14 protein-coding genes are annotated in these 20,232 nt (G+C 39.2%); 8 read left to right on the top strand and 6 right to left on the bottom strand.

All coding sequences use genetic code 11. The features are described 5' to 3' along the window. Window positions 1–15 precede the first annotated feature (15 nt). A complete protein-coding gene (locus RFX69_RS02095; protein ID WP_001141695.1) occupies window positions 16–630 on the bottom strand; it encodes a carbonic anhydrase in 615 nt (204 codons plus the stop codon). A 284-nt stretch (window positions 631–914) separates the two neighbouring features. Between RFX69_RS02095 and RFX69_RS02090 the strand changes: the two genes are divergently transcribed. Then, the gene (locus tag RFX69_RS02090) at window positions 915–1,940 is read left to right on the top strand and encodes an alpha/beta fold hydrolase (RefSeq protein ID WP_000197540.1); all 1,026 of its coding nucleotides are present in this window, start codon (window positions 915–917) and stop codon (window positions 1,938–1,940) included. Window positions 1,941–1,966: 26 nt separating this feature from the next. Beyond that, a complete protein-coding gene (locus RFX69_RS02085) occupies window positions 1,967–2,974 on the top strand; it encodes a hypothetical protein (protein ID WP_289333003.1) in 1,008 nt (335 codons plus the stop codon). Between the two features lie 22 nt (window positions 2,975–2,996). Here the strand turns inward: RFX69_RS02085 and RFX69_RS02080 are convergent, their stop codons facing one another. Beyond that, complete coding sequence (locus RFX69_RS02080; RefSeq protein ID WP_289333004.1) at window positions 2,997–5,036, bottom strand: ligand-gated channel protein; 2,040 nt, start codon at window positions 5,034–5,036, stop codon at window positions 2,997–2,999. Between the two features lie 164 nt (window positions 5,037–5,200). Further along, window positions 5,201–5,839, bottom strand: coding sequence for a Fe-S biogenesis protein NfuA (gene nfuA, locus RFX69_RS02075; protein WP_000102721.1), 639 nt, complete (start codon window positions 5,837–5,839; stop codon window positions 5,201–5,203). A gap of 157 nt (window positions 5,840–5,996) precedes the next feature. On the opposite strand from nfuA, the gene RFX69_RS02070 reads away from it, so the two are divergent. The 5 genes from RFX69_RS02070 (at window position 5,997) to RFX69_RS02050 (ending at window position 11,823) form a co-directional block, all read left to right on the top strand. Beyond that, window positions 5,997–6,614: a rhomboid family intramembrane serine protease gene (locus RFX69_RS02070; protein ID WP_000902942.1), complete on the top strand. Its 618-nt coding sequence runs from the start codon at window positions 5,997–5,999 to the stop codon at window positions 6,612–6,614. Window positions 6,615–6,784: 170 nt separating this feature from the next. Then, entirely contained in the window at window positions 6,785–8,461 is a 1,677-nt protein-coding gene (locus tag RFX69_RS02065; RefSeq protein ID WP_289333005.1) for an arylsulfatase, read from the top strand. Further along, window positions 8,458–9,465: a formylglycine-generating enzyme family protein gene (locus RFX69_RS02060; RefSeq protein ID WP_032047025.1), complete on the top strand. Its 1,008-nt coding sequence runs from the start codon at window positions 8,458–8,460 to the stop codon at window positions 9,463–9,465. Before RFX69_RS02065 ends, RFX69_RS02060 begins: the two co-directional genes overlap by 4 nt. 109 nt (window positions 9,466–9,574) lie before the next feature. After that, a complete protein-coding gene (locus RFX69_RS02055; protein WP_000854552.1) occupies window positions 9,575–9,739 on the top strand; it encodes a hypothetical protein in 165 nt (54 codons plus the stop codon). Between the two features lie 536 nt (window positions 9,740–10,275). After that, entirely contained in the window at window positions 10,276–11,823 is a 1,548-nt protein-coding gene (locus RFX69_RS02050; protein WP_289333006.1) for a hypothetical protein, read from the top strand. A 43-nt stretch (window positions 11,824–11,866) separates the two neighbouring features. Here RFX69_RS02050 and RFX69_RS02045 read toward each other — a convergent pair whose 3' ends face one another. Beyond that, window positions 11,867–13,201: a D-serine ammonia-lyase gene (locus tag RFX69_RS02045; RefSeq protein WP_289333007.1), complete on the bottom strand. Its 1,335-nt coding sequence runs from the start codon at window positions 13,199–13,201 to the stop codon at window positions 11,867–11,869. A 162-nt stretch (window positions 13,202–13,363) separates the two neighbouring features. Next, window positions 13,364–14,995 (bottom strand): inorganic phosphate transporter, encoded by a 1,632-nt coding sequence (locus RFX69_RS02040; RefSeq protein WP_001087641.1) that lies wholly within the window; start codon window positions 14,993–14,995, stop codon window positions 13,364–13,366. 463 nt (window positions 14,996–15,458) lie between these two features. Here RFX69_RS02040 and metH point away from each other — a divergent pair, with 463 nt between their 5' ends. After that, window positions 15,459–19,145: a methionine synthase gene (metH, locus tag RFX69_RS02035; RefSeq protein ID WP_000105326.1), complete on the top strand. Its 3,687-nt coding sequence runs from the start codon at window positions 15,459–15,461 to the stop codon at window positions 19,143–19,145. 80 nt (window positions 19,146–19,225) lie between these two features. On the opposite strand, the gene RFX69_RS02030 is transcribed toward metH, so the two are convergent. After that, window positions 19,226–20,230: a transketolase family protein gene (locus RFX69_RS02030; protein ID WP_000080242.1), complete on the bottom strand. Its 1,005-nt coding sequence runs from the start codon at window positions 20,228–20,230 to the stop codon at window positions 19,226–19,228. Window positions 20,231–20,232: the final 2 nt, after the last annotated feature.

The following is a 20,232-nucleotide window of genomic DNA, read 5'->3' as shown; positions in this document are numbered from 1 at the left end:
ATATTTTTATTATGATCAGAAGTCAAAGAAAGTAACTTCACCAGTTTCTAGCGAATATTCAGCACCAACGACAATCAGTTCACCTTTTGCAATTAGATTTTCTAATACAGCCGAACCATGACGTAATTGGTTTACCGAAGCAAATACGTTTGAACGCACCGCATGACATGAGAGTTTTTTCAAGTCATTTTTTAAATCAGTCTGCATTAAAATCTCAACTGATGGACGAACACGGTTCACAATCGACATTAAGTTAGAAGATGGCGGGTGCTCAGGGTTCATCAACGTATCAATTGTCGCTTGAATCGCGCCGCAATGGCTGTGTCCTAATACAACTACAACCGGACAGTCATAACGTTCTGCCGCGAACTCAACACTACCAACTTGTGAAGGTGCAACAACATTACCAGCAACACGGATTACGAATAAGTCACCAAGACCTTGATCGAATACCATTTCTGCTGGTACACGAGAATCTGAACAGCCTAATACAATTGCAAATGGATTTTGATCCTTTGCCATTTCAGCGCGTTCATGATGTGATAAGGTTTTTGCAAGGGAAGTATTTCCATTTACAAATCGTTGATTACCTGCTTTCAAACGATCTAAAACTTCTTGCGCAGTAGGCATTTTATATTTCCATTGTTTTTTCAAGGTTAGAAATCATTTTAATGTGTCAAAATTTGAATGTCACTGACAAAAAATAAATCCTTTTTCAGGAAAATTTTTTAAAACTTTAATTAGTTTTATAAGGAAGATCACCGCACAATTACCTACTGTTTAGTGAAAAAATAGACATACTTTAGTTTATAGATTGACTATAATTTTCTTGATTCCAAACGTTTGGCAAATGACTCATTGGCAAAGTTTTTCAATAATTTTTCAAACTCGCTTAAGCATCAAGGATGAAATCTATGACAAGGCTGTCCGCATCAATTAAAGCCTCTATGAAAAAAACTGCTACTGCACTGACTTTGGCTTGTAGCTTATTGTCAGTCATGAGCATTTCTCAAGCGCAGGCAGCCGATAATATTGATGTCAGCTTTCAAACAATATTACAGCAGGAACGTAACTGGGCAGGACTGCAAAGCAAAAGCCTAAAGGTGGGCGATATCACTTGGTCATATAGTGAAGGTGGCTCTAGCACAAAGCCAACTTTACTACTCATTCATGGCCTAGCGGGCAGTCGAGATAACTGGAACCGAGTTGCCCATTATCTCACGACAAATTATCACGTTATTATTCCTGACTTACCGGGCAGTGGCGAAACTATCGTTTCGCAAGACTTTGATTATTCGGTTCCCAACTTAGCTGAAAAATTACGTCGCTTTGTTGAAGCCGCCAATTTAAAAGGCCCAATTCATATTGCTGGGCACTCACTCGGCGGATCTATTGCCCTACTCTATGCTGGACAATATCCATTTGAAACCAAAAGTCTATTTTTAGTCGATAGCGGTGGTATTTTCCGTTCTGCCAACACAATTTATCTAAAAGATCCAACCTATCTAAAACAACTTTTAGTCTCTAAAAAAGGTGATTTTAATTATTTATTAAAACAAACCATGTTTAATCCTCCGTTTATTCCTAAAGAGTTCCTGCAAGCTCAAGAAAAACTGATGATTAATCAGGCACCTCAAACCCAGAAACTGGTGGATCAACTGATTGCACTCAATAAAGTCTATACCCCAGATTCATTTGCTGTACTTACTAAAACGATTGACGCCCCTACACTCATTTTATGGGGTAAACAGGATAAAATTATTAATGTAGAAGTAGCAAACGAGCTAAAACGGCTTTTAAAAAATGCCCAGCCTCCAGTTATCTTAGAAAACGTAGGCCATATGCCAATTTTGGAAGCTGAACAGTTGGTTATCCAACAATACGTACCGTTTTTACTGAAAGTAGAAACAAACCAGTCGTCAAAAACGACAACACCTTAAATAAAACTTCCGACTTGTGAGACCTTATGTCTACCCAACCCATGATTGAAAAACTTATTGAAGCTCATCTAGATTTTTTAGATGAGCAATTTGCTCAGACTCAGGTGATCCAACAAGAGTTTGAGCAGTTTTATCATTGGCTGGGGAGTCGACAATTACAACACCTGTGGACGTTTGAACAGGTTCAACAGCTCATTCAAAAGCAGATTTTAGACACACCCGCTTCGAATTTTCTGATTGAACAGATTGCTGAGCATATCCGCTTTGCACTGATTCATCCTACAAATGACACCGCAACTGTTGAAGACGTTATTCCTGTTTTAACCATTGATCGAATTGCACAATACGTAGCAAGTAAAGAAGAGCACCGTAAAAAACTCATTAAAACAATTGTGAATAACCCTGCCTTTTCTGCACTGTTGACTCAATTGATTCAGCAAACAATGCATGATTATTTAGATGAATCTATGTCAAAACGCGTACCCAGTGTAGGTCGTTTTATGAAGATGGGCAAATCTGTATTAGAAACAGTAACCGACTCTAATCTTGACGATACCATTAACCATTACTTGCAAAAGAATATTTTAAAACTCAGCCAGATGAGTGAGCGTGTTTTAAACCAACATTTTGACAATGATAAGCTCTACCATTTTCAGGCAAATGTTTGGCATAAAGTTAAAACCTCGCCACTTTCTGTTTTAAAAAACTATATAGAAGTTCAAGATTTAACAAAAACCGTTGGCCTAGGACATGAAATCTGGGACCACATTCGTCAAACTGATTATCTAAAACAGCAAGTACATGATGGTATCTATACTTGGTATGTACGAAATCAGGAACGTAATTTTGATTTATTGCTCCGTGATCTTAATATTGACGAAAATTTAGTGAAGCATGAACTCACCGAATTGCTTGTACCCGTACTACAACAATTAGTCACAACAGGACATTTAAGACATCGTGCCCGTGTATACTTAGAGAAGTTTTATTATTCTGAAAAAGCATTAGAGATTTTAAATAATAAAGGCGCTTAAAGCGCCTTTATTATTCAAATATTTAGAAATTATAAATGATTCCTAAATTATAACGGCGTCCGTCTAAAACATAATTGTAGGTTGCTACATCAACATCTTTATCAAATAAGTTATAGATACCTGCTGCAACTTGGATTTTATCCGTCGGTTTATAGTTCATACCAACATCAACCAGTCCATAAGCAGGCTTTCCTTCAGCCATTGAGGTTCGGCTTAAATATTCAGAAGTTTTGCTACGGAAATTCAAACGGCTCCACATACCCACCAAATCATTCACTTGCCAATCTAAAGTAGTATTAAACATGTGTTCCGGCATTTCATTTAAAGGCTGGCCTTTAAACTCCCCACTCTTTTGCTCTGTATCGGTATAGGTATAATTGGCATTCAATTTTAAGTCAGGTGAAATGAGCCAACCAAACGTCGCTTCAATCCCTCTCATATTGGCTTTATCTACATTTGTTCGTTGACTGACAAAATCAAATTTAGTACCCAACCAATCACAATTATAAGTACCCGCATCTCCCGAGCATGTTCTAACTTCTGTAATTTTATCTTTAAATTCGCTATTAAAAATCGTTAGACCGGCATTGAGGTTATCAAGATTATCCCAAGAAAATGACAGCTCATAGTTCGTACTTTTTTCTGGTTTTAAATTTGGATTACCAACAATTACCCCTGCCGAACGTCCTCCGCCCGTAGTTTGCCCCCATTCTGCTACTGTCGCTCGTAGTGCAGGTGTCTTATAGCCTGTTGATACGCCGCCTTTTATAATCCAATTATCATTTAAAGTCCATACACCATATACTTTAGGACTGAAATGATCTCCAAATTTTTCATCCTGATCCATACGCAGTGACATTGTTAATGTAAAAGGATCTGTAATATTCCATGCATCTTCTGCAAATAATGCCCAGCTATAACGATCTAAATTAGAAACAGGTTGTGACCCGCCCACTTTTAACTGGTTACCTAAATCATCCAATTCTTCTTTTAAATAGCTGCCCCCAACACTAAGCGCATGATTTGCTAATGTGATTTGGTTAAGCGTATTAAATGTAGTATTTACAGCTTCCATATTTCTAGACGGGTTCTTATTTTCTTCGCGTTGAATATAAGAATGAGTCTTCACAGGACCAATGTCACCACGGTGCGTTAAACTATATTCTGTACGGTAATAGTCTGTTAATGAATCTGCTGGTGGATTACGACCAGTTTGAATAGGTGAAACTGTTTTCCCAACTGTAGCATTACGATTTTGAATAGAACGCTGGTATTCAAGCTCAATGGTATGCTGATCATTAGGAGTTAAGCTTAAAGTAGCCCCTCCTGCTCGAATTTTTTGTTTGTTATACCCTCCAATAATTTCATCTTCATCTCTTTGTGAAAATGTACCATTAGCTTTTAAACCAAGTAAATTCTTAATTAATGGTCCCGATACATAAGTATTAGCTTGGTAAAGGTTTCCAGATTTATTATTTTCCTGAATTGTTGTATCTAACTTAACAGAACTGTTCCAAACATCTGCGACTTTTTTAGTAATGATATTAATCACACCACCCATGGCATCTGAACCATATAAGCCAGACATTGGACCACGAATAACTTCAATACGTTCGATACTTTCGATTCCTGGCAACCAACCTTGTTCAATACCTGAATTATCACTATTTGGCCGCACAGAACGTGTATTTACTTTCTTACCATCGACCATAATAACGGTATAGGCGCTCCCCATTCCACGAATACTAATATCTGATGAGCTCCCGCCACCTGTAACGACCACCCCCGGTACATCTTTAAGTGCATCCGTTACATCTCGATATGCTTTTTTATTAATTTCCTCTTGTGTCAGAACAGAAATCGAAGCTGCTGCTTTTTTTATATTTTGTTCAAAGCCACTTGCTGTAACGACTATTTTTTCTAATTGTGTAACTTCACTATCTTTTTTATTTTTTATGGAAGAATCAACTAAAATATTTTCACTTTCAGCGGCATAAGCCGCAGGAAACATTCCTGTAAGTACCGAAATTGATAGTACAGATTGGAAAATACGCTTAGTCATATCCTGCTCCAACAGATTAAATTATGAATAAATATTAAGTTTTACTTAAACAAATGTAACAAATTTAAATAAAAAAATAAATAATATTGATAATTATTTTCAATTATAAAAAATAAAAAAACCTCATCCCGAGGCTTTTTTATTTCACTTTTCAAATAATTTAATTATTTGAAATAAGCACCTTCTGCTTGTGTATGGTCTGTTTGGTCAACCACACGTTGTAGTTCAGGAATGTGTTCTTTCAAGGTTGTTTCAACACCTTGTTTTAAAGTCACATCAATTGCTGAACAACCTTGGCAACCGCCACCAAATTTCAATACAGCAGTAAGCCCGTGTTCAGGGTCATCTTGCACTTCAACTAAGCTACAGTTACCGCCGTGTCCTGCAAGACCCGGGTTAATTTCTGCTTGAAGTACATAGGTAATACGCTCTTCAATTGATGCATCTGGCCCTACGCGCGGCACTTTAGAGTTTGGTGCACGGAAAGTTAACTGACCACCAAAACGATCTTTGTTGTAGTCAATAACAGCGTCTAAAAGATAAGGGATAGACGGCGCATCAATATATGCAGGGAAATCAGGATAGTCCTGTTTATAATCCGTTGGCACCACTTCTTCTGGTGCACTATATGCCATACAGCACTCTGCACGTGGTGTACCCGGATGTTCAACAAAAATTCGAACGCCAATTCCCGGAGTATTTTGCTTCGCCAATAATTCGTGCAAATACTCTTGTGCAGATGGTGTAATCAAAAGGTTCGGAATTTCTTCTGCAACAGCAGTGTTGGTGTTCTCAGTCGACATAACAATATTCCTCAAGCTGATGCCTTTATATTAACCGAAGATGAGGTGGATTTAAAAAAAATCAACTAAATTTGTCGGATTTATACACAACAGGGTTTCAAGTTGTGTTTTTAATGGCATTATTGCCATCAGTATTGATCATTTTTAAATATTTCTTATGTTGCATTTGCCGTTTAATCACACCATTACTCTTATTATTATTACGGTCATTGTGTCTTTACTTGCTTTTAGCAATCAAAATGTCATGAACCGTCTGATCTTCTGGCCGCCTGCAATGCAACGTGGACAATTTGATCGATTCATTACTCATGGTTTTATCCATGCAGATGGTACTCATTTGCTCTTTAATATGATTACCCTGTTTTTCTTTGGCAGCATCATCGAAAGTTTTTATCGCCAATATTTTTATGACATGGGTTTTGTGCTGTTCTATTTAGGCGGATTAATTTTTGCGATCTTGCCAAGCTACCTACAACATAAAAATGATGCAAACTGGGCAAGTCTAGGTGCTTCAGGAGCCGTATCTGCTGTTCTGTTTGCCTATATTCTATTTCAGCCGTGGAAGCTGATTTTTGTATTTTTCATCCCTGTGCCAGCTATTATTTTTGCAGTTCTCTATGTTGCTTATAGTATTTGGGCAGGTAAACGTGGCAATACGCATATTAATCATAGTGCCCATTTATGGGGTGCGGCTTACGGCGTAATTGTAACGATTTTGATTGAGCCAAGAGTGATTCCTCATTTCTTAGATCAACTTACTCGCCTACCTTTTTAAATCCATATTTTTGAGAAAAGCCCAATATGGGCTTTTCTTTTTTTCTCATTTATTTATCAAGATAAATTCTCAGATATTTTTCTGATTTTCTTTGATCAATTCCTTGTTTTGATTGCAAAAACCATCTGATTAAACTCAAGCACAATTCTTTTAATAATTCAGATGATACAATGAAGTACAAAGCTCTTTTATCTAGTCTTTCCATTGCTTTATTTAGCTTATCTTTAGCTGGATGTAACGATAATGATTCACAAGAAACTGCGGTAAGTACACCAAAGCAGCCGAATATTTTATTCATTATGGCCGATGACTTAGGCTATTCAGATTTAGGAGCTTTTGGTGGTGAAATTCATACCCCGAACATTGATAGTTTAGCGCAAGAAGGTCGAATTTTAACTGACTATCACACTGCACCTACATGCTCGCCTACTCGTTCACAACTCATTTCTGGTACTGATCATCACTTGGCAGGCATAGGTGCTATGGCAGAGCTTACCCCTGATCATTTAAAAGGACAGCCTGGCTACGAAGGCTATTTAAATGAACGCTCACTATCGATTGCTCAGGTGCTCAAAGATAATGGTTATCGAACTTATATTAGCGGTAAATGGCATTTGGGATTAACACCTGAAACCAATGCACATGCTAAAGGTTTTGATCATTCATTTACCTTATTACAAGGTTTAGACCACCACTTTAAACAAGCTCCAAGTACGTTTAAGCGAAATTCAACCTATACCGAAGATGGGCAAATTATTCCTATTTCAGCATTGCCTGATGACTTTTTCTCGACCAATTATTTTACCGACAAATTACTTAGCTATTTAGAGTCAGGTAAAAATAGTGGCAAACCATTTTTTGCCTATGCAGCCTATACAGCCCCCCACTGGCCTATACAGGCTCCAGCAGAATACCGTGAAAAATATCGTGGCGTTTATGACGTTGGTTACGATGCTATCCGTAATGCCCGTATTGCACGCCAAAAGCAACTTGGAATTATTCCAGTAAATTTTGAGGCTGCCGAGCCAATTGCAACTCAAAATGCACCACAAAAATATGGCAAGTGGAATGAGTTAACAGCTGAACAAAAAGCGCTTGAAGCTCGCAAAATGGAAATCTACGCAGGCATGGTAGAAAATCTCGATGCCAATGTAGGCCGAATTATTCAATATCTCAAACAAAATAATCTTTATGACAACACTTTAATTTTCTTTGTTTCTGATAATGGCGCAGAAGGTTTTGTTCGCGGAAGCTATGGCAGTGAATCAGGCTTTGATAATTCTGTAGCAAATGTAGGTACCCCTACTTCTTATCATTACATTGGTCCACGTTGGGCCGAGGTCAGTGCAGCACCTTTCCACTTATGGAAAGATACAGCTGGTGAAGGTGCAACTACCGCTCCTGCTATTGTGAAATTACCAAATCAAAAGAAAGCTGAAGAAACCAATCATAGCTTTGCATCGGTACTCGACGTTTTTCCAACGTTATTAGATTATGCTCATATTCCAGTACCTCAAGGGCAATATAAAGGCCGAACCATTAATACGCCAAGCGGTTATTCTTGGAAGTCTGTACTTGAAAATAAATCACAAACGATACGCCCTGCCACTTTCAGTTTTGCCGATGAATTGCATGGTAGTAAATATGCAAAACAGGGTGAATGGAAAATCGCACTTCAAGGTCGCCCTGAATTAGGAACAGGTTCTTGGGAGCTCTATAACATTGCCACTGATCGTGGAGAAAATCACAATGTCGCGCAGCTTTACCCTGCAAAAGTTCAAGAGCTATTAGCGGTTTATCAAAAATACACTGAACAAAATGGCGTACAGGAATATAACGCCAAATGAAATTGAAACTGGTTTTAAGTACTACAATCAGCCTGTTGTTCATCACAGGCTGTAGCAAGTCTGAACATAACGCTGACACTAAAACGGTTTTACCAAAGCAAGCCATTCAATCGGCTGCTTTGGGTTCTATCGAACAGTGTAAGAGCTATACCGGACTTCCTACAGGCTGGCTTAAAAATACGACCGCAGGCATGGTATTCATTCCAGATGGGCATTTTAATTTTGGTTCTGAAAAAGCTTATCCAGATGAACTTAACTTTGGAAAAAAACAACGGGAAGTTAAAGGTTTCTGGATTGATCAAACTGAAGTCACCGTTGCTCAGTTCGCGAGTTTTGTAAAGGCAACTGGTTATATCACCGATGCTGAAAAACAAAAACAAGCTGCTGTTTTTTCTCCAGACCCACATCATCCTCAGCAATGGTGGCAACTTAAGACAGGATATACATGGAGAACACCAAACGGCAAAAATGGTGCTGTAGCCAATCCTAATGAGCCTGTAAGGTATGTGAGTAAAAATGATGCTGAACATTATGCAGTGTGGCTAGGACGGGACTTACCCACAGAACTTGAATGGGAATATGCCGCTAAAGCAAACTCACCAACTGATACTCCTTTACATCAAGCACCTACCGATGAACACCAGCATCCACAAGCGAATTACTGGCAAGGTGCATTTCCTTTTGAAAATCTGAACCAAGATCATTTTACTGGTATTGCGCCTGTCGGATGTTTTAAACCTAACGGTTTTAAACTATTCGATATGATTGGAAATGTTTGGGAATGGACATCTTCTCCTTATCAAGGTGCGCACGACCAGCACATGGGTAATTATTCTGCTTTAAGACAACAAGAAATGAGCAGTACTCAATATGTGATTAAAGGTGGATCGTTTTTATGTGCTGAAAATTACTGCTCACGTTATCGTAATAGTAGCCGCTATCCCCAAGATTTTGATTTAGCCGCTACCCATGTGGGTTTTAGAACGATTTTACGCTCTCCTTAATTTCTTCTTAATTTAGCTGCTAAAAGATATTTTTTAACCAAAAACTGATCGAAATGTAATCAAAACATTTCTATAGTAAAAGGGAGAATGATAAAAAAGCGAGAACAACATGAAAACTTTACTTCTTTGTGCCGCAGCAATTTTCACAATGTCATTATCAGCCTGTGCAGTACATACACCTGAGGGTAGTATTGTGATTGATCCTGACTCTCCGTATTACGGACACCCAGGAGGTTTTTGCCCACCTGGACAGGCGAAAAAAGGACGTTGTTAGAAGTACTCTTTTAAAGTCATTAGATAGAGACTTCTATTAAATGATGAACTGAATACCGAAATGGAGGGTTCCAGCCCAAAATTAGATGGGATGAAACTAGAAAATTATGGTGTAAAAAATCACCATATCCCCAAGATTTTTAAAAGACAATCTTACGTTGTCTTCTATCTAGTTTCACCCCAATTCTTTCTTATTTCGTTTGACTTTGCTGATCATTTAATAAAAAAGTCTAGTTTTTACTCATCGTTGTATCTTTTTATTGATACATTTTGATCATTTTACCTTCAGGTCAAACCTGATGAATTCGCTCTATACAAAATAACTATTTATGTAACGTAAGTCTATAAAAATGTTCTAAAAATGTGAAAAAAAATGAAGGTAAAATGCGATGTAATTATCATAAAAAATGACTCATCTTATATTCATCACAAAAATATTGAATTTTATTTTGGCAGTTATTGCCACACGTTTCTTTTCGTTGGCATAGATAATGTATACACCTGTATATTAACCTTATCGTACAAGCGAGATATTTTATGTCCAGCCAGAGTTCAGCCGAAGGTCTACAATTTCCGATTCACGCCTCGATCAAAAAGCAAAGCACGTCTCTTACAGGCCAAGAGATTTTGTCAGAAGCTTTATCTATTGTAGATAATAAAACTGCTCAACAGATTTTGGCTGAAAAAAATTGGCGAAAAAATTATCCTATTTACTTTAAGGCACTTGTTAAGCACGGAATTACTAACAGCAATAATCCAATTACCATTGCAAAACAGGGATTGCATAAGGCTCATCATCTTTTTGATTATTACCGCGATGGTAAACACTATCTTTTAAAAGATGCTCTACACATCCCCACTTCTACACCTTTAAATACAGTAAAATTTAAAGGCGAAAGTGAAGCTGCACCAGAATGGTATGTTCCATATAAAGGCCAAAAACTGAGCGGGCAAAGCTTACTTGACCAAATTCAAAAATGGGAAAATGCAGGTATTATTGAACCAAGCCATGCTAAGGCTTTACGTGAAGCTGCTGCTCATCCTGAATGGTTTGATTTATCTGACCGTACGATGGTGTTATTTGGTGCAGCCTCAGAAGCAGGACCATTACCTTGGCTAGCAAGATGGAAAGCGAATATTGTTGCAATAGATTTACCAAACCCACGAGTATGGGGGAAAATTCTAAATACAATCCAGCAAGGAAACGCAACGCTTATTGCACCAAGTATTGAAAAAATTGACTCTTCGGCAAAAGCTTCAGCATTGAGAGATAAATTGGGTGCCAATTTATTAACGCAAATACCAGAAATTGCCCAATGGTTAGTTCAATTTCCTCAAAAATTAGACTTGGCTGCTATTGCTTATTTAGACGGAGAAAAACATGTCCGTGTTTCTATGGCAATGGACAGTATTATGCAATATGTGAGTGAACATAAACCTGATACCAGCTTAATGTTTATGTGCACACCAACCGATGTTTATGCAGTACCAAAAGAAGTTGCAGAAGCTGCTCAAGAGAAATTTAAATCTCGTTCACAACTACAAAAAATGGCTGTGAAAGGTGTTTCTACACTCTCACTCAAACGTTTTTTTCAAGCACCTTATCAAGATTTGATTACTAGCGAAAATGGCAAAACTTATGGTATTGCAGACTGTTTGGTAGTTGAACAAGGGCCAAACTACGCTTTGGCAAAACGTATTCAACAATGGCGTGCGACACTTGCCCGTCATCAAGGTCAACGTGTAAGTATTAATATTGCACCATCTACCACAACTCATTCGGTCACAAAGAATCCACTCCTTAAAGCTGCTTTTAATGGCGCAGAACTTTTTGATGTAGAAGCATTTAGTCCAGAAACCACGAATGCGATTATGGCGGCGTTATGGATTCATGACTTAAGAAATGATTCTTCTGTCGCAAACCCTGAAACCGTACTCGATCACCCTCTAGAGTTGATGATGGAGGGTGCTAACCATGGCGGTTTATGGCGTGTGGCTTATTTGGCGCGTACAGCTCTTCCTTTTGCAGCCATCTATGGCTTTGCAGCCGAGAAACTTCCATTTAGGAAATTTTATAAAAAATAATAACGTTGAAAGCCCAATTTTAGAATTGGGCTTTTTTGTGCAATTAATTGTTTTGGCTATACGTTAAATACTTTTGCATTTCATCAGGTGGAACCATTCCTCCTCCTGTCGCCCATACCACATGTGTCGCATGCTGTAACTTTTCAGCTGACAATTGATGCAAAGCCAAATAATCAGGAGTAGTTTGCACATAATATGGCCCCATCATGCCCGCCGCCGCCGAGGGTTCAACTTGAATATTCTCAGTTTGATTTAAAAGCGCAATGAGTTCATATAAACATTCATCATGAATGGTGTAGTAACCGTCAATTAACTGCTGCATAGCACGTCCGACAAAACCAGAAGCACGGCCAACAGCTAATCCATCTGCCGCAGTGATGTTATCTAAACCAATGTCATTTACTGAAATCTGATCATGCAGGCCTGTATAAATGCCAAGTAACATACATGGAGAGTGAGTCGGTTCTGCGAATATACAATGTACATGCTCACCAAAAGCGAGTTTTAACCCAAAGCTCACCCCACCAGGTCCGCCCCCTACTCCGCATGGCAAATATACAAATAAAGGATGATCTGCATCGACTTTAATTTGCTTTTGTTCAAACTGTTGTTTTAAACGCAAACCTGCAACTGCATAACCTAAAAATAAAGTAGTCGAATTCTCATCATCAATAAAAAAACAAAATGGGTCCTGTTCGGCTGCCTTACGCCCTTCTTCTACAGCAACTCCGTAATCACTGGCATATTCCACCACATTTACTCCAAGTGAACGTAGCTTATCTTTCTTCCATTGCCTTGCATCGGCAGACATGTGTACCGACACTCTAAACCCAAGCTTCGCGCTCATAATACCGATTGATAAACCAAGGTTACCAGTAGAACCTACCGCAATTTGATATTTGGAAAAAAATGTTCGAAATGAGTCTTGGTCTAATTTACTGTAATCATCTTCTAGCTTGAGAAGCCCTGCCTCAATGGCTAATTTTTCAGCATGGGCCAATACTTCATAAATACCACCACGTGCCTTGATTGAACCCGAAATAGGTAAATGGCTATCTTTTTTCAGCCAAAGTTTCCCTGTAAGTGTCTTATGCTTTTGTAGCGATAGACCTTGTTGCATCTCCGTAATTTCTACTAGCGCTGATTCAATTTTTCCATGCTGGGCTTGAGTTTCAGGGAAGACTTTTGCCAAATAAGGTGCGAAACGCGCTAGCCTTGCTTCTGCTTCTTTTACATCCTGTTCTGTAAGACCCACTTTCGCTAGTGCTTCGTTTAAAGGATAACGGTGAGGATTAAACCAAAATGTTTCTTGATAGTCTTGTAATGTTTGAATGAGTGGAAATTGTTGTTTTAATTGGTCGAGTTGAACCGTTTTCATCTTATATCCTTTCATAAAAATTTTAAGCTAAAGTGTTTAATACAGGCGTTCGAGATAGCCATTAACTTGTTAGAGAATTTACCCTAAAAAAAGATTTTTTTTGAAATATAGCAATAAAAAAAGCCACTCATGCTAGTGGCTTTTTTTATTCAAACAGACAGCTTATACAAACTGTAAGAACAACCAGTATAGACCACCAGACAAACAGATGGTTGCAGGAAGGGTAAATACCCATGCAGAGAGAATTGTTTTTACAGTATTGAAATTCAGGCCTGATTTATTGGCAACCATAGTACCTGCAACAGCACTGTTTAAAACGTGTGTTGTTGAAACCGGCATACCTAAACCATCTGCTGCAGCAATTGTACTCATTGCAACAAGTTCAGCAGACATCCCTTGACCATAAGTCATGTGATGCTTACCAATACGCTCACCGACAGTTACCACAATACGTTTCCAGCCAACCATAGTACCAAGTCCAAGCGCTAATGCGACTGCCACTTTCACCCAGTTTGGAATGTATTGTAAGAATGAATCCAAGCTACTACGATAATCTTTCACAAGCTTTTTCTGTGAGTCATCCATTTTTGGTAAAGCATCTGCCTTATCCAAACGCTTAAACGTCGTTGTGCTCAAATACATGTCATTACGGATTTCGCTAATTGCAGCTTCTGGAATATCTTTTAAGTTGCTATAGCTAGAAACACGCTCACCCAAATGGTCAGTCATGCTTGCCAATGCAGGCACAACTTCAGGCGTTTGTTGCTTGGTTTGAATGTATTTAGTTAAAACCGCACGTGCTTTTTCGTCAGTCAATTCTGGTTGATTTTGGTTTAACAAAACCGCAGTTTGAGAAGAAAGCTGGTGGAATGATTGAACCTGCTGTGTATCGAGGTTTTTATTTAATGAATAAGCTAATGGCACTAAACCAACCAAAATAAGCATGATAAGACCCATACCTTTTTGGCCATCATTAGAACCATGTGCAAAACTCACACCTGTACAGGTAAAGATAAGAATTGCACGAATGATTGCTGGTGGTGGTTTATTCCCTTCAGGTGGCTGGAATAATTCTAATTGGCGTTTGAAAATAGTTTTAACTAACAAGAATACAATTGCCGCAAAAGCAAAACCAATTAAAGGAGAAAATAATAATGCCTTACCTACTTTAATCACCTGATCCATATCAACACCACTGGTCGTTACGCCAGTCGATGCACTCAACAGATGATTCATAATACCCACACCTAAGATTGAACCAATCAAGGTATGAGAGCTAGAAGCAGGAATTCCCAAGAACCAAGTACCAAGATTCCAAAGAATTGCAGCGATCAACAATGCAAAAACCATTGCAAAGCCAGCACCACTGCCCATGTTCATAATAAGTTCAACTGGAAGCAATGCAATAATGCCATACGCAACAGCACCACTTGCGACCATTACCCCAAGGAAATTACAAAAACCTGCCCACATGACTGCAACCGGTGCAGGCAAAGCATTTGTATAAATAACCGTTGCAACTGCATTAGCAGTGTCATGGAAACCGTTTACAAATTCAAAGCCTAGTGCAATCAAGAGTGCAGTAGATAAAAGAATAACTGAATAAAGGCTTAAAGGTGGAACATGTGCTAAATCAGCACTGACCTGAAACCCAATATAAATAAGTGTTGCAATAATAATCGTCAGAAACACCGGCATAAAAAACTTAGGTGTCGGGACATGTACATTCGTCGATTTTGCTTGCAGGTTTGCCGCAAGTTTTGAATCCGAAACAGGGGGTAGATTAGAATTCATGCAGACGGTAAGAGGATAATAAAATCCTCTGTATTCTTAAATTAAATTATGACAATTATATGACAAAGAGGCGCCTGATGAAGTCAATTTTTTATATTTTGACCTCATTTGATGCACCTTTCCCCGACTGTTTTTATTTTTTTCTTAAAATACAATAATTTAAACCATTAATTATGAGCTCCTTTTGTGCTTATTTTTACAGCAAAAAAATAAATAAAATGACCCATATGTCTATTTTTCATACAAATCAACTGTAATATTTCAGCATATTGAGCATGAAATATTTCAATATCATGATCATTTGATGAATATTTCATGAAAATTCTTTTGTTTTTGACATAAAGCGATCTCTTTTTTTAACTTTTTAGTCAGCTACACCTGACCTTCGTAGATCATCATTTGTGCTGCTATTCTGTTACAATAGCGCCGCATTTTTAAATTCATATAAAGATCGGGGTTTTCTATGTCTACGCTTGCCACCCTAAAAGCGCTTCTTGCTAAACGCATTCTGATTATTGATGGTGCAATGGGAACCATGATCCAGCGCCATAAATTGGAAGAAGCTGACTATCGTGGTGAGCGTTTTGCTGATTGGGCACATGACTTAAAAGGTAACAATGACCTTTTGGTTCTAACACAGCCTCAAATCATTCAAGGTATTCATGAAGCCTACCTCGATGCTGGTGCAGATATTATTGAAACCAACAGCTTTAACGGCACACGTGTTTCAATGTCTGACTATCACATGGAAGATCTTGTTCCAGAGATTAACCGTGAAGCAGCACGTTTAGCTAAAGCAGCTTGCGAAAAGTATTCAACGCCAGACAAGCCTCGTTTTGTGGCAGGTGTACTGGGGCCAACATCTCGTACATGTTCAATCTCTCCAGATGTGAACAACCCTGCTTTTCGTAACATTAGCTTTGATGAACTAAAAGAAAATTATATTGAAGCGACTCATGCACTAATTGAAGGTGGTGCAGACATCATTCTGATTGAAACCGTATTTGATACTTTAAACTGTAAAGCAGCGATTTTTGCAGTCAAAGAAGTATTCAAACAAATTGGTCGCGAATTACCAATTATGATTTCAGGGACCATTACCGATGCATCAGGCCGTACTTTAACAGGTCAGACAGCGGAAGCTTTCTGGAATTCGGTTCGTCATGGCGATTTGCTTTCAATCGGTTTTAACTGTGCCCTTGGTGCAGATGCCATGCGCCCTCACGTAAAAACTATTTCCGATGTCGCAGATACCTTTGTTTCAGCGCACCCAAATGCAGGCTTACCAAACGCATTTGGTGAATATGACGAAACTCCAGAGCAAACTGCAGCTTTCTTAAAAGAGTTTGCTGAAAGCGGTTTGATTAACATTACTGGTGGTTGCTGTGGTACGACACCAGACCATATTCGAGCTATTGCCAATGCAGTAAAAGACATTGCGCCTCGCCAAGTGCCTGAAACGGTACCTGCTTGCCGCTTAAGTGGTTTAGAACCATTTAATATTTATGATGATTCATTGTTTGTAAACGTTGGTGAACGTACTAACGTTACCGGTTCTAAAAAATTCTTACGTCTCATTCGTGAAGAGAACTTTGCAGAAGCTTTAGAAGTTGCACAGCAACAAGTCGAAGCTGGCGCACAGATTATTGACATTAACATGGATGAAGGGATGCTCGATTCGCAAAATGCGATGGTGCATTTCTTAAACCTTGTAGCATCCGAACCTGACATTTCACGTGTGCCGATCATGATTGACTCATCGAAATGGGAAATCATTGAAGCTGGCTTAAAATGCGTACAAGGTAAACCGGTTGTTAACTCAATTTCCTTAAAAGAAGGTTATGACGAGTTCGTCGAAAAAGCCCGCCTCTGCCGTCAATACGGTGCTGCAATTATTGTGATGGCATTTGACGAAGTAGGTCAGGCCGACACTGCTGAACGTAAACGTGAAATCTGTAAGCGCTCTTACGACATTTTAGTAAACGAAGTAGGCTTCCCTGCTGAAGATATTATTTTTGACCCGAACGTGTTTGCAGTTGCGACTGGTATTGAAGAACACAACAACTACGCAGTCGATTTTATTGAAGCGACGGGCTGGATTAAACAAAACTTACCGCACGCCATGATTTCTGGTGGTGTGTCTAACGTTTCGTTCTCATTCCGTGGTAATGAACCAGTTCGTGAAGCCATTCACTCTGTATTCTTGTACCATGCCATCAAACAAGGCATGACCATGGGTATTGTGAACGCAGGTCAAATGGCTATTTATGATGATATTCCTACCGAGTTAAAAGAAGCAGTTGAAGATGTCATTTTAAATCAGAATCAAGGTGAGTCTGGTCAGGCTGCGACTGAAAAATTACTTGAAGTTGCAGAAAAATACCGTGGACAAGGTGGTGCAACAAAAGAAGCCGAGAACCTTGAATGGCGCAATGAATCAGTTGAAAAACGTCTTGAATATGCCTTGGTTAAAGGTATTACGACTTATATTGACCAAGACACCGAAGAAGCCCGCTTAAAATCAAAACGTCCTTTAGATGTGATTGAAGGACCACTAATGGACGGCATGAACGTCGTCGGTGACTTATTCGGTTCAGGCAAAATGTTCTTGCCACAAGTTGTAAAATCTGCCCGTGTCATGAAACAAGCAGTGGCATGGCTCAACCCGTACATCGAAGCTGAAAAGACCGAAGGACAGTCTAAAGGTAAAGTCCTAATGGCAACGGTTAAAGGTGACGTACACGATATTGGTAAAAATATTGTAGGCGTAGTACTTGGCTGTAATGGCTATGACATTGTTGACCTTGGCGTAATGGTCCCTTGCGAGAAAATCTTGCAAACTGCGATTGATGAAAAATGTGACATCATCGGATTGTCTGGTCTGATCACCCCATCTTTAGATGAAATGGTATTTGTTGCTAAAGAAATGCAGCGTAAAGGCTTTAACATTCCTTTATTGATTGGTGGTGCAACCACTTCTAAAGCCCACACAGCAGTAAAAATTGACCCTCAGTATCAAAACGATGCAGTAATTTATGTTGCCGATGCTTCACGTGCTGTTGGTGTAGCGACAACCTTGCTTTCGAAAGAAATGCGTGGTGCATTTATTGAAGAGCATCGTGCTGAATATGCCAAAATTCGTGAGCGTTTAGCCAACAAACAACCAAAAGCGGCCAAACTGACTTATAAAGAGTCGGTTGAAAATGGTTTTAAAATTGATGAAAGCTACGTGCCACCAAAACCAAATCTTTTGGGAACACAAGTTTTAAAGAATTATCCGCTTGCTACACTCGTGGATTATTTTGACTGGACGCCATTCTTTATTTCTTGGAGTTTAACTGGCAAATTCCCGAAAATTTTAGAAGATGAAGTGGTCGGCGAAGCAGCAACTGACCTGTACAACCAAGCACAAGCAATGTTGAAAGATATTATCGACAACAACCGTTTTGATGCTCGTGCTGTATTTGGTATGTTCCCTGCTCAGCGTACAGATGCAGATACCGTCAGCGTATTTGATGAAGCTGGTCAAAATGTTACGCATACTTTTGAGCACTTACGCCAGCAATCTGACAAGGTGACAGGCAAACCAAATTTATCCTTGGCAGATTACATTCGAGCTGATCGCGAGCAGCAAGACTACTTGGGCGGATTCACTGTATCTATTTTTGGTGCAGAAGAACTGGCAAATGAATACAAAGCCAAAGGTGATGACTACTCTGCAATTTTAGTGCAGTCATTAGCTGACCGTTTTGCCGAAGCTTTTGCCGAACACTTACATGAACGTATTCGTAAAGAGTTCTGGGGCTATAAAGCTGATGAGCAGCTCAGCAATGAAGAACTGATTAAAGAGAAATACGTCGGTATTCGCCCTGCACCAGGTTATCCTGCTTGCCCTGAGCACTCTGAAAAAGCAGTGTTATTTGACTGGTTAGGCTCTACCGACAAAATCGGTACTAAACTGACTGAGCACTTTGCAATGATGCCGCCATCTTCGGTAAGCGGTTTCTATTATTCTCATCCTCAAAGTGAATACTTTAACGTGGGTAAAATTTCTCAAGACCAACTTGAAGATTATGCAAAACGTAAAGGTTGGACACTGGATGAAGCGAAGCGTTGGTTAGCGCCGAATTTAGATGACTCGATTGTTTAAGTTCTTAAATAACCCTGTTTAAAAATAGGGCGTGAAGGAATTCCCCATCACGCCCTTTTCAATTTGAAAGTTTAATCTTTCTACTTCAAATGTGCCTTAATCTTCTCTTTAACTGCTTCAGTTGAAATACCATATCGATCATGCAAAGTGGGTAATGCGCCTGCATCTAAAAATGCATCTGGCAAACCAATCATATCAAAACGAGGATGTTGACCATTTCTTAAAAGTAGTGAGCCGACAGCTTCTCCTAACCCACCAATCACTGAATGATTTTCGGCAGTTAAAACAGGTCGCCCACCTTTAGCAACTTCATCCAAAATAGTTTGTTCATCTAGAGGCTTAATGGTAGGCACATGCAACACTGAAACCTCAATGCCCTCTTTTTCAAGCTCTTCGGCTGCCTCAAGCGCACGCATGGTCAATAGACCAGTCGAGATAATGAGCAAGTCTTTACCCGGTTTAATCACCTGTGCCTTACCCAATTTAAACTGGTAATTGTATTTATCGAGTACTAATGGAACCTGCCCACGTAATAGACGCATATATACAGGGCCATTATGAGCGGCAATTTGAGGAATCGCCTGTTCTATTTCTAAGGCATCACATGGATCAATAACCATCAAGTTCGGCATAGCGCGGAAAATCGCAATATCATCCGTTGCCTGATGACTTGGGCCATAACCCGTGGTTAGCCCCGGAAGTGCTGCGACAATTTTGACATTGAGGTTATCTTCCGCAATTGCCATACAAATAAAGTCATAGGCACGGCGTGATGCAAACACGGCATAAGTTGTTGCAAAAGGAACAAATCCTTCACGAGCAAGTCCTGCTGCTGCACTCATCAAAAGTTGTTCTGCCATGCCCATTTGGAAAAACTTGTCTGGGTTTTCTTTAGCGAAAATATGTAGATCGGTGTATTTAGATAAATCTGCTGATAACCCCACAATATCGTCACGCTCTTTTGCCAAGGCATTCAGTGCATGTCCAAATGGTGCGGGTTTGGTCGGTTGGCCCTCGGCAGCAATAGAAGCAATCATTGCCGAAGTGGTTAGTTTTTTCTTAGGAGGATTGGCTAACTGGCTCATGG

Origin of the sequence: Acinetobacter sp. 148, from assembly GCF_031196675.1 — a bacterium.
GTDB classification, from domain to species: domain Bacteria; phylum Pseudomonadota; class Gammaproteobacteria; order Pseudomonadales; family Moraxellaceae; genus Acinetobacter; species Acinetobacter baumannii.
This window is presented reverse-complemented; position numbering and strand designations above follow the sequence as displayed.